Annotated in this window: 9 protein-coding genes and 2 pseudogenes; 3 read left to right on the top strand and 8 right to left on the bottom strand. The window is 65.7% G+C overall.

What is annotated here, in order from left to right; translation table 11 throughout:
- Nucleotides 1-264: 264 nt before the first annotated feature.
- A pseudogene (locus DBO86_RS19595) lies at nucleotides 265-684 on the top strand (TSCPD domain-containing protein); the annotation flags it as partial.
- A 217-nt stretch (nucleotides 685-901) separates the two neighbouring features.
- On the opposite strand, the gene DBO86_RS19590 reads toward DBO86_RS19595, so the two are convergent.
- The 7 genes from DBO86_RS19590 to DBO86_RS19560 all read right to left on the bottom strand — a co-directional run bounded on the left by DBO86_RS19590 (nucleotide 902) and on the right by DBO86_RS19560 (nucleotide 8,872).
- A complete protein-coding gene (locus DBO86_RS19590) occupies nucleotides 902-2,638 on the bottom strand; it encodes an ABC transporter ATP-binding protein (RefSeq protein WP_003160985.1) in 1,737 nt (578 codons plus the stop codon).
- Nucleotides 2,639-2,726: 88 nt separating this feature from the next.
- The gene (locus DBO86_RS19585) at nucleotides 2,727-3,674 is read right to left on the bottom strand and encodes an acetamidase/formamidase family protein (RefSeq protein WP_003160984.1); all 948 of its coding nucleotides are present in this window, start codon (nucleotides 3,672-3,674) and stop codon (nucleotides 2,727-2,729) included.
- A 61-nt stretch (nucleotides 3,675-3,735) separates the two neighbouring features.
- The gene (locus DBO86_RS19580) at nucleotides 3,736-5,343 is read right to left on the bottom strand and encodes an ABC transporter substrate-binding protein (protein WP_003160983.1); all 1,608 of its coding nucleotides are present in this window, start codon (nucleotides 5,341-5,343) and stop codon (nucleotides 3,736-3,738) included.
- Between the two features lie 19 nt (nucleotides 5,344-5,362).
- Entirely contained in the window at nucleotides 5,363-6,289 is a 927-nt protein-coding gene (locus DBO86_RS19575; RefSeq protein ID WP_003459722.1) for an ABC transporter permease, read from the bottom strand.
- Entirely contained in the window at nucleotides 6,289-7,137 is an 849-nt protein-coding gene (locus DBO86_RS19570) for an ABC transporter permease (protein ID WP_003160981.1), read from the bottom strand. Before DBO86_RS19570 ends, DBO86_RS19575 begins: the two co-directional genes overlap by 1 nt.
- Nucleotides 7,134-7,736, bottom strand: coding sequence for an ANTAR domain-containing response regulator (locus DBO86_RS19565; RefSeq protein WP_003160980.1), 603 nt, complete (start codon nucleotides 7,734-7,736; stop codon nucleotides 7,134-7,136). Before DBO86_RS19565 ends, DBO86_RS19570 begins: the two co-directional genes overlap by 4 nt.
- Nucleotides 7,733-8,872: a transporter substrate-binding protein gene (locus DBO86_RS19560; RefSeq protein WP_003160979.1), complete on the bottom strand. Its 1,140-nt coding sequence runs from the start codon at nucleotides 8,870-8,872 to the stop codon at nucleotides 7,733-7,735. The genes DBO86_RS19565 and DBO86_RS19560 overlap by 4 nt, the downstream gene beginning before the upstream one ends.
- A gap of 929 nt (nucleotides 8,873-9,801) precedes the next feature.
- Here DBO86_RS19560 and DBO86_RS19555 point away from each other — a divergent pair.
- Nucleotides 9,802-10,963 (top strand): annotated as a pseudogene (locus DBO86_RS19555) (AAA family ATPase).
- The gene (locus tag DBO86_RS27080; RefSeq protein ID WP_341865948.1) at nucleotides 10,870-11,115 is read left to right on the top strand and encodes a hypothetical protein; all 246 of its coding nucleotides are present in this window, start codon (nucleotides 10,870-10,872) and stop codon (nucleotides 11,113-11,115) included. Before DBO86_RS19555 ends, DBO86_RS27080 begins: the two are co-directional and overlap by 94 nt.
- On the opposite strand, the gene DBO86_RS19550 is transcribed toward DBO86_RS27080, so the two are convergent.
- On the bottom strand, nucleotides 11,078-11,554 hold a 477-nt coding region (locus DBO86_RS19550), incomplete at its 5' end, for an IS66 family transposase (protein ID WP_146173183.1). The genes DBO86_RS27080 and DBO86_RS19550 overlap by 38 nt on opposite strands.

Here is an 11,554-nt window from a genome sequence, read left to right as displayed (position 1 = left end):
CAGGCCAAGATCAAATCACGGGAGCGAAAGCGTAAGGGCGGCCAGGAACCGGAGGACGATGAGCCGTTCTGATTTCATGGCGACGACGGCCTGCTACATGGCTGCGTGTGGCAGGTCTTAAACAACTGAACTGGGCTAGCGAAGGAGTGGGGGCAACAGCAGCTGCGCTGGTAGACTTATCCACAGTTGCTGGTAACAAAATCAGCAATCCGCCCTGGGTCAAATTTCAATCGGCAGGGTGGGTCAATTTTCCATCAGCGCCAACACATGGACCACTTCCAGTGGATCGTCGCGCTGACCCGGATCATGTCCGCGGTGTTCCGCAAGGGCGGCGACTGCACCTTCCTGGTGGAGGAACTGAAGGCGGTATTCGACCCGCGTGGCGGCTACCTGAAGAAGGGCGGCGTCTACATGCCGTCGATCGTCGCCGAGATCGGCGCAGTGCTGGAGCGCCATCTGATCGCCATCGGCATGCTCGAAGGCCATGCGCTGGACGAGACCCAGCTCAAGTACCTGGCCGAGAAGCGTGCCGCCTACGAGGCGAGCCAGGGTGCGGTGGCGGTCGAGCCGGGCGAGGGTTTCCCGGCCGGCGCGCAGCTGTGCAACAAGTGCAACACCCAGGCGGTGGTGCAGATGGACGGCTGCGCGACCTGCCTCAATTGCGGCAACTCCAAGTGTGGTTGATCCGGTTTCGCTGATTCGCGAGCCGGCTTCGTCAGGCCCCCCTTTACCAGGGCTATCGCATGAAGAGAACCGTTCTCGTTCATACGATCAAAACACAGGCTTTTGTGAAGGGAGACCCCCTCGTCGTTAGCGTTACCACTCTCATGGAAGCTATCCAGCGTCTGGTATTGGATACGGAGGCGCGGGCTGGCACCCCTCACTCCTGCCGGCGCAGCGCTCAGACCGCCACCAGATGATCCTCGCCGACCGCGTCGAAGCGCTGCGGCGGCGCCCGGAAGCCCTGCGGCTTGATCGGATCGGGCGCCTCGAAGGCCTCGAGCAGCGCCTTGAAGTCGCGCCGGCGGTCGACGTCGGGCATGGGCACCGCCTCTAGCAGGCGCCGCGTGTAGGGATGCCGCGGATTGTGCAGCACCTGGTCGCGGCGACCGATCTCGACGATCTTCCCTCCATACATCACCGCCACCCGGTGACAGATGCGCTCGACCACCGCCAGGTCGTGAGAGATGAACAGGTAGCTCAGACCATGCGTCTCGCGCAGCCGCTCGAGCAGTTCCAGCACCTGCGCCTGCACCGAGACGTCCAGCGCCGAGACCGATTCGTCGGCGATGATCAGCTTCGGGTTGAGCGACAGCGCGCGGGCGATGCAGAGGCGCTGGCGCTGGCCGCCGGAGAACTGGTGCGGGTAACGGGTCATGGCGTCGGCGGCCAGGCCGACGTCCTCGAGCAGCGCGGCGACCCGCTCGCGGCGTTCGGCCAGCGGCAGGCGGTCGTGAATCAGCAGCGGCTCGCCGACCAGTTCCAGCACCGTCTTGCGCGGGTTGAGCGCAGCGTAGGGGTCCTGGAAGATCATCTGCACGTCGCGCCGCACGGCCTGTAGCGCCTCGCCCTGCAGGCCGTTGAGCTCGCGGCCGTCGAGCTTCACGCTGCCCTGGTAGGCGAGCATGTTCATCAGCGCCTTGCCGGTGGTGGACTTGCCGCAGCCGCTCTCTCCCACCAGCCCGAGGGTTTCGCCCTGGCGCAGGGTGAAGCTGACGTGCTCCACCGCGTGAACGTTGCGCACCGGTTCGAGCCAGCCGCCACGCACCGGAAAGCGCACGCACAGGTCGTTCACCTCCAGCAGCGGTGGGCGTTCACCGAGCGCCTCGGGCTCGCCGGCGCTGCCCAGCACCGGCACCGCGGCGAGCAACTTGCGCGTATAGGCCGCGGCGGGCGCGGCGAACAGCTGGCGCACCGGCGCCCGCTCCTCCATCCGCCCCTGGTTCATCACCACCACTTCGTCGGCCATCTCGGCGACCACGCCCATGTCGTGGGTGATCAGCAGCAGGCCGGTGCCGAAGCTCTGCTGCAGCTCGCGCATGAGTTCGAGGATCTGCGCCTGGATGGTCACGTCCAGCGCGGTGGTGGGCTCGTCGGCGATCAGCACGTCCGGTCGGCAGAGCATCGCCATGGCGATCATCACCCGCTGGCGCATGCCGCCAGACAGCTCGTGCGGGTACTGCGCCAGGCGCTTCTCGGCGTGCGGCATGCGCACCGCGTCGAGCATCTCGCGGGCGCGCCGGGCGATCTCGCGGCGCCCCAGCGGCTCGTGCCGGCGCAACGTTTCCTCGAGCTGCTGGCCGACCGTCATCAGCGGGTTCAGCGAGGTCATCGGCTCCTGGAAGATCATCCCCAGGCGCTTGCCGCGCAGCGGCTGCAGCTGCCGCTCGGGCAGGCCGAGCAGGTCGCGGCCCTCGAAGATGATCGCCCCGCCGGGCACGCTGGCGGCGCGCGGCAGCAGGCCCATGATCGCCAGCGAGGTGAGCGACTTGCCGCTGCCCGATTCGCCGGCGATGCACAGCGTGCGGCCGCGTTGCAGGGCGAAGCTCAGCTCGTCGACCACCCGCCTGGGGCCAAAGTCGATGGTCAGGCGTTCGACGGAGAGCACGGGGCGGTCGGGGGATGTCGAGGTGTTCACGGCGGTTCTCTGTAGATGTTCTGGCAGGAGCGAGGGACGCCAGCGCCTTTCACGAGCAAGCTCGCTCCTGCGAGGAAGGGCGTCGCCGTCAGGCGAACACCACCTTCGGCACGTAGAAGGACACCACCCAGTTGGGCAGGTCGACGATCTCGCTGATGCGCAGGTCGCCGCACACCGAGCAGAGCATGTAGGCCTGTTCGGCCGGCATCCTGTGCTCGCGGCAGAGCCAGTCGATGGCGCTGCTGACCGCGCCGCGGGCGGCCTGCATCAGGTCCGGGCCAATCCCGGTGAAGGCTTCGTAGCCGGTGCCGTCGAGGTGCCGGGTGACCGGCCCGGGAGTGCTGAAGCGCGGCGCGGCGAGCTTCTCGCCCTTGATCAGGTCGAGCGTGACCACGGCGTTCATCCGGCTTTCGATGGCCGTGCCGCAGACCTCGCCGTCGCCCTGGGCGGCGTGGGTGTCGCCGATGGAGAGCAGCGCACCTTCGACCTCCACCGGCAGGTACAGGGTGGTGCCGGCGGCCAGGTCGCGGATGTCCAGGTTGCCGCCGACGCGCCGCGGCGGCACCACCGAGTGCAGGCCGGGTTCGGCCGGGGCGACGCCGATGGTGCCGGCGAAGGGCTTGAGCGGTATCCGCGCGAAGTCGCCGAAGGCGGCCGGCGCCAGGCTCTCGGTGTCGTACTGCCAGAGCGCCAGGGCCGGTTCGAGGAACTGGTCGGCGAGCAGGCCGAAGCCGGGGATGTTGGCGGTCCAGCCGAAGCCGGACGGCTTGAAGCTGTCGATGGTGACCTTGAGCACGTCGCCGGGCATGGCGCCTTCGACGAACACCGGGCCGCTGACCGGGTTGATCCGGTCGAACGGCATGCTGGTGACGTCGGCGACGACGGAGTCCTTGGTGAAATGGCCGTTGGACGAGTCGTGGCATTCGAACTCGAGGGTAGTGCCGGGCGCCACCCGCTCCACCGGGGTGAAGCTGTTGTCCCAGCCGAAGTGGCTGTGGACGCTGTGAATCGTCTTGACCAAGCAGTTCTGACACATGGGGCGAGGCCCTCCTAGCAGGTCCGCGGCAGCGGGACGGCGAGCGCCCGCTGCCCGGCGGTTATTTCACCGAGATGTAGTCGTAGTTGACCGGCACGTGCACCGGGTCGACGTAGAGCGCGTCGTCGCCGGCCATGCGCGCCGAGCGCACGGTGAAGCGCTGCTCGTTGAAGATCGGTACCCAGGGTGCGTCGGCCATCGCCTCGAGGAACACCTCCTTCCACAGCGCGATGCGCTCGGCTTCCTGCGCCGGGTCGGCCATGGCATCAGCCTGCGCGGCCTTGGCATCGAGCGCCTTGTTGCAGTACAGCGCCCAGTTCCAGCCGCCATCGACCGCCCCGGCGCAACCGAGAATCGGCCCATAGAAATTCGACGGATCCGGGAAGTCGGCGATCCACCCCATACCGCCGGACCAGACCATCGGCGCCTGGTTCGGCTCGCTGCCGGCGGCGATCACGTTGGCCTGCGCCAGCGACTTGATCTGCGCGCGGATGCCGACCTTGGCCAGGTCCTGCTGGATCGACTGGGCGATGCGCGGCTGCGGGTCGGTGTTCATTACGAACAGCTCGGTGTCGAAGCCGTCGGCGAAGCCGGCCTCGGCGAGCAGCTTCTTCGCGTCCTCGACATCGTAGGCGTAGCCCTGGTAGTCCTCGGCGTAGCCGGGCATGGCCGGCGGCAGCGGCTGGTTGGCCGGGGTGGCGCGGCCGTTGATGATGCGCACGATGCGGTCCTTACTGATGGCCATGTTCACCGCCTGGCGCACCTTGAGGTTGTCGAACGGCGGCAGCGTGGTCTTCAGCGTCAGGTAGCCGGTGTGCAGCTGGTCACCGACCACCAGCAGGTCCTTGTACTTCGGGTCCTTGCGGAACTGCAGGAACTTGGCCGGCGGCACGCCGTCGCCGGCGATGTCGACCTCGCCCTTCTCCAGGCGCAGCAGGGCGACCATGGGCTCCTGGCCGACCTCGAAGGTGATGCCGTCCAGACGCGGGATGCCGGCCTTGTAGTAGTCCGGATTCTTCTTGAACACCAGCTTCTGGCCCAGCTGCCAGTCGGCCAGGGTGAAGGCGCCGGTGCCGACCGGGTGCTTGCCGAAATCGGCGCCCCATTTCTCGGCCTCTTCCCTGGGCACCACCGAGGCGAAGTTGATCGCCATCACGTGTAGGAAGGTGGCGTTGGGCGCGCTCAGGGTGATCTTCACGGTGTAGTCGTCGAGCACCTCAATGCCGCTCAGGGTCTCGGCCTTGCCCTCGGCCATGGCGTCGAAGCCGGCGATGGAGTTGAAGAAGCCGGCGCCCGGGCTCTGGGTCTTCGGGTTGACGGTGCGCTCGAGCGAGTACTTGACGTCCGCGGCCTTCATCTCGCGGCCGTTGTGGAACTTTACGCCCTTCTTCAGGGTGAAGGTGTAGACGGTGCCGTCCTCGGAGATGTCGTAGTCCTCGGCGAGGTCCTTCTCCAGCTCGGTGGTGCCCGGCTTGTAGTCCATCAGGCCGTCGAACAGGCTCTTGATCATCGACCAGTTCTGCCAGTCGTAGCCGATCGCCGGGTCTAGCGTGGCCACGTCGTTCTGGTAGGTCACCACGATGTCGCCACCGGCCTTGGGCTCGGCGGCCAGCAGCGGGCCGGCGAACAGGGTGGCCGCGATGGCCAGGGAAATTGCCTTGCGCTTCATGCTCCTTGCCTCTTTCTGGTTAGTGTTTCTTGACGTCGATGCGCGGATCGACCAGTGGAACGGTGAGGTCCGCGATCAGGTTGCCGAGGACGATGGCCAGTGCCGACACGGTGGTCACGCCGACGATCACCGGGATGTCCACCTGCTGGATGGCCTGCCAGGCGAGCTGGCCGATGCCCGGCCAGCCGAACACCGACTCGACCACCACCAGCCCGCCCATGAAAATGCCGATATCGATGCCGATCATCGGGATCACCGGGACGATGGCGTTGGGCAGCACGTGGCGGGCGATCACCCTCAGCCGGCTCAGGCCCTTGGCGCGGGCGGTGCGGATGAAGTCCTGGTGCAGCACCTCGATCATCGAGGAGCGTGTCATGCGCGCGTACCAGCCGCTGCCGAGCACGCCAAGGGTCAGCGCCGGCAGCAGCAGGTGCTCAACGCCGCCGTAGCCACCGAGCGGGAACCAGCCGAGCTTCACCGCGAAGAAGTAGAGCGCGAGCATGGCGGCGATGAACTGCGGCGCCGACACGCCGACGAAGGAGAAGGCCATCAGCAGCTTGTCGGCGAAGCCGCCGCGGCGCAGCGCGGCGATCATCCCGAGGCCGATGCCGATCAGCAGCTCGAAGCCGATGCCGGCGGCCATCAGCTGCAGCGAAGGCTTCAGCCGTGCGCCGATCAGCTCGGCCACCTCGCTGCGCTGGATGTACGAGCGGCCCAGGTCGCCCTGTACCAGGCCGGCCAGGTAGCGCCCGTACTGCACGTAGAACGGCTGGTCGAGCCCGAGCTGGGCGCGGATGCTGGCCACCACCTCAGGGGTCGCGCTGCGCCCGGCGATTTGCCGCGCCGGGTCGGCCGGCAGCATGAACAGCAGCAGGTAGGTGATCAGGGTGACGCCGAGCAGGATCAGCAGCGAGTAGCCGAGGCGGCGCAGGATGAAAGGAGCCATCAGCGTCTCCCCGACAGGGTCGGGTCGAGCTCGTCGCGCAATGCGTCGCCCACCAGGTTGAAGGCCAGCGACAGCAGCACGATGGCCGCCCCGGGAAAGAACACCAGCCAGGGCGCCTCGGTGAAGTAGGTCTGGCTCTCGAAGATGATGTTGCCCCAGCTCGGCGTCGGCGGCTGTACGCCCACGCCGAGGAACGACAGGGTCGCCTCCAGCAGCACGGTTGTGGAGATGCCCAGCGTGGCCCAGACCAGAATGGTAGGCAGCAGGTGCGGCAGCAGGTGGCTGAACAGGATGCGCCGGGCGCTGGCGCCGAGGGTGCGCTCCACCGCGACGAAGTCGCGCGCGGCCAGGGCCACCGTCTCCGAGTAGATCACCCGGGCGATCTGCACCCAGTTCACCATGGCGATCACCAGCGCGACGATCCACACGCTCGGCTGGAAGATCGCCGCCAGCGCGATCGCCAGCAGCAGCGCCGGGAAGGCCATCATCAGGTCGGTAAAGCGCATCAGCACGCTGCCCAGCCAGCCGCGCACGAAGCCGGCGGTGAGCCCGACCAGGGTGCCGATCAGCACCGCCAGGCCGTTGGCAACCAGGCCGATGAAGAGCGAGGTGCGCGCGCCGTAGACCAGCCGCGAGAACAGGTCGCGGCCGAGCAGGTCGGTGCCCAGCCAGTAGGTCGAATCCGGCGGCAGCGGCGCGCCTTCCAGCGACAGGCCCTCGATGTACTGCTCGGAGGGGTCGTAGGGGCTGAGCCAGGGAGCCAGCACGGCGAAGGTCACCACGGTCAGCACGAACAGCAGCGACAGCGCCACCGAGGGGCGCCGCAGCAGCGCCAGCAGGATGTTCATCGCTGCCGCTCCTGCCGCGGATCGGCGCCCAGGCGGTCGACCTCGAATTCGGCACAGAGCGCCTCGACGCTGCGGTTGAGGCGCATCGACAGCTCGCGCAGTTGCTCGTAGGCCTGCTGCTCGGTCAGCGTCCGCTCCACCATCAGCCGCGCCAGGGTGCGCGCCAGCAAGGGCCCGGCCTCGACCCGCCGGGCCAGCGCCGCCTGCTGCCGGTTCGCCTCGGCCAGCCGAGCGCGCAGCCCGATGGCCATCATCAGCGTGGTGTACACCGAGCCCTGGGTGATCGGCTTGTTCAGTAGTGCGGTGACGCCGAGCTCGATGGCGCGCTGGATCTGCGACAGCGTCTCGTGGGCGGTGAGCGCGATCAGCGGCACGCCGGCGGCCTCGAGTCGGGCCAGGGTCGCCGGGCTGGCGAAATGCTCCAGTTCGACGATGGCGGCGAAGCAGCCATCGAGCGCCGGCAACGTGTCGGCGGCCACCGCCTCGGCGGTGATGCCCAGGCGCCGCAGGCTCTTATGCAGGCTGGCCAGGGTGCGCTCGTCGCAGTCGACCAGCAGCAGCCGGCCGTTCTCGAAATCGGGACGCGACAGGGACTTCATTTGACGATCCTCAGGTGCTGCCGGGGGACCTCGTGACGCAGCGCCTGGAAGGCGCCGAGGTCGGTGGCGGTGAGGTAGGGGTCGGCGGGCAGCGCTGCGGCCTCGCTGTGCAGCAGCTCGAAGCGGCCGGCGCGCAGCTCGGCGATGTGGCAGGGCAGGCTCGAATGGTTGTTGCGCGACGACACCCGCAGCTCGCCGAGCACGCCGGGCAGCGGATGCCGGTAGAGGTAGTCGCAGATCACCTCGGGCGCGTCGCTGCCGGTGTGCTGCAGGGCCTCGGCGAAGGCGTGCACCGCCACGTAGGCGCCGGTGTAGTAGTGCGAGCAGCGGTCGAGCCCGTGCACCAGTTGCTGGCACCGGCTGAATTCGGCATGCACGCTCTCGAAGAACGGACCGCAGGACAGCAGGCGCAGGTTCGGCCGCTCGCCGACCTCGCCCAGCTCCGCCTCGGTGAGGTTGCAGCTGAGCACCGGCAGGCGGATGCCGGCCTGCGCGCAGGCGGCGTCCAGCTCGCGCAGGAAGGCGTAGGAGGACTCGCCCACCAGGTTGTTCAGCACGAACGAGGGCGCCTGGCCCATGAGCGTGGGAATCGCCTCGGCGAAGCCGGTGCCGCCCAGGTGCACGTACTTCTCGCCGAGCACCCGGCCGCCGGCCAGCTCCAGCACCTCGCGGGCGATCCGGTTGCTCTCCCAGCCCCACACGTAGTTCGAGCCGATCAGGTAGCCGCGCGCGCCGAAGGTGGCCAGCGCGTAGCGCAGCAGCGGCACCAGCGTCTGGTTCGGGCAGGCGCCGAGGTAGAGCACGCTCTCGCTGCTCTCGAAGCCCTCGTAGGGGCAGCCATACCAGAGCAGCCCGCCCTGCTGTTCCAGGTCGGGAATGATTTCCTTGCGGCTGGCCGAGGTGATGGTGCCGAACAGGTGCCGCACGCCCTGCTGCATCAGCGCGGCGGTTGCCTCGCCGTAGCGGCTCAGCTCGCCACGCGGGTTGCAGTGGGTGGCGGCCAGCTGGAAGTCCAGCTGAGGGTCGGCATTGATCTCGGCCAAGGCATCGCGGGCGCCAGCCAACGCATGGCGGGCCATCCGGCGGTAGGTGCCGTCGGTGGAGAGCAGCAGGCCGATGGGCAGTGTTCGACGCATTTTTCCGTGTTCCCAGAAACGAAAAAAGCCCGATCGACCAGCAGGCTGGTGGATCGGGCTTCATTACCCGGCGCCCGGGGGCGCGAATGGTCACAAGGCTTACGAGGCAGAGCCCGGCTTGCAGTGGATGCGCTTGCCCATGAAAAAAGTATGCCAGATCGCCAACAACGGCCCTGGGCAGGCGGTGGGGCGACGCCCAGCCGCCCAGCCCGCACCACAACAGGTCGCACAATCGCTGTCACGCGCCAGCCTGGTGCGAAATGCATGCAGCCGCTCAAGCCTCGCCGGGCCCGCAGGGTGCGCCGTGCGCACCGCGTATCCATCAGCGCATCACGAAACGCCACTTCTCGCTGTCGAGCGACGACGAATGCCGTGAGGCGATCCTCGCAAGCGTTGCGTTGTTCGCATCGCAGTGCCGTGCAGCCCGCAGAAACTGCAATCTTCCAGGGCACCGACGCAGGGCAATCGCTTGAAGGCTGGCCAAGCCCGAGAAGTGCAGCGCGATAGGTATCGGAGGTGGATGCAACCAGGCGGCGGGTCTTGATACCTCCCTTCTTGCCAGTGGGGTCGAGCCGAAACAGGTTGAGGACATTCAGCTAATCCACCGGCAGTTCATTGATAGGTCATCGAGACTTCGCTCCGTAGCCACCGTGGCTGCACTCGTCTACCGCAAAATGTCGGTGGCAGTCCTGCAAAAACCACTGACCCGCCACAAGCGCTCACTGGGGCACCTCCGCCGAACTAGCCAAATACACCCTCGTGACGACAGAACTCTCCGCCAAATCGCCCATATCCAGCGTGCGCCTCCGGAATAGATCACTAGACCTCGACTGGTCTAGTCTTTCACTCACTCTATTCGAATGACATTGCAAGCTATATAACGAATAGCCGGCCAGAGATTGGCACCGATTGCCTAGGGAGAGAGGCGAATGATTGAGTCAATACGGATAGTGGGGGTGGCTTCGTATGGACAAGAGGTACAAGCGCTTGATGGGCTGACGAAGTTCAACTTTATCTACGGTGCCAATGGGTGTGGCAAAACCACAATTTCCAGGGTGATCGACAACCCCACTCGTTATCCGAGTTGCCATGTTGGCTGGAAGAGCGGCGTGCCCCTTCAGGCTATGGTCTACAACCGCGACTTCGTTGCACGTAATTTCGGCCCTTCCGCAGAGCTCAAAGGCATCTTCACCCTCGGTGAAAAGAACGTCGAGAATGTTGCCAAGATCGCGGCACTCAAACAGGAGTCCGGTAGCTGTAGTGGACGCATCAGCAGTCTGAGGGAGACTCTAGAAGGGCTGGATGGTCTGGGAGGAAAACGCAAAGAACTCGCCGATCTCGAGGCTTGGTTTCAGGAGACATGCTGGGCCCAGAAAAAAGCACGATAGTGCATTCGCTTTGGCATTCCAGGGCGTACGCAACAATGCCGAGAACTTCAAGGTCCGTGTGCTGCAGGAGCATGCTGGGAATTCTGCAGCATTGGTTTCGTTGGCCGATCTCCAGGAGAAAGCCAAGACCATTTTTGGCCCCTCACCTATGTTGGAGCCCCGCGTCGTATTGCCTTCGTTCGATGCGCTGTTGTCCCACGAATCGAATCCGATCCTGAGCAAGCGCGTTCTGGGCCGGGAAGATGTCGATATCGCGGCAATGATCAAGGCGCTGGGCAACAGCGATTGGGTGCGGCAGGGCCGGGCTTACTTCGATGAGGCGACAGGAGTCTGCCCTTTCTGCCAGCAAGCCACAGAAGCCTCGTTCGCGGCCAGTCTGGAGGCCTATTTCGACGAAACGTTTCTGGATGACAGTCGTGCCATTGATGAACTGGCTAAGACCTATGCCGCGGCGGCCGATCACCTTTTGGCGCAATTGTCCGAGATCCTTAATGCGCCTTCCCGATTCCTCGATGCGGAAACACTGAAGACAGAAGTGGCGCTGCTGGCTTCTCGGATGCCCTCAATCGTCAGCATCTTGCCGATAAGCAACGCGAGCCAAGCCAGCTCATTGCACTGGAACCTCTGGCTGACGCTCTGGGCGCGATCTCCCAGGCACTGGCGCTTGCCAACGAGCAGATCGAGTCACACAACGCTACGGTAGCTAATCTGGGCAAAGAAAAGCAGCAATTGGCAAGCCAGGTGTGGAAACACATCGTCGCCATCGAGCTGGCGCCCGCATTGCAGGGTATGCGTCTGGGCATCCCGTCTTGCGCAACTAAACCAGTCGCCACCTATGCGGCAGCAGCTCCGTAATCTCACTTGCCCGCTGCGTCGGCAGGCGCGTGAGGACGTCCTTCAAATAGGCGTACGGGTCATGCCCGTTGAGTCGAGCTGACTGGATCAAACTCATGATCGCCGCTGTCCGTTTACCGCTGCGCAGTGAACCTGCAAAGAGCCAGTTCTTGCGCCCCAACGCCCATGGCCGGATCTGGTTCTCTGCCCAATTATTGTCAATGGGTACGGCGCCGTCATCGAGATAGCGCGACAGCGCCGTCCAGCGTTTGAGGCTGTAATCCAATGCTTTGCTGATGGCCGAGCCATCGTGCACAAGTAGGCGCTGGGTGATCATCCAGGCATGCAACGCGTCCATCACCGGTACGGCTTTTTCTTGTCGTATTCGGCGGCGTAAATCCGGTTCTAGGTCGCGGACTTCATGCTCGATTTCGTACAGCAGCTGGATGTACCTCAAGGC

Origin of the sequence: Ectopseudomonas oleovorans, from assembly GCF_003052605.1 — a bacterium.
In the GTDB taxonomy this organism is placed as follows: domain Bacteria; phylum Pseudomonadota; class Gammaproteobacteria; order Pseudomonadales; family Pseudomonadaceae; genus Aquipseudomonas; species Aquipseudomonas oleovorans_A.
The sequence above is the reverse complement of the archived record's forward strand: the minus strand, read 5'-3'. Positions and strand labels throughout refer to the sequence as shown.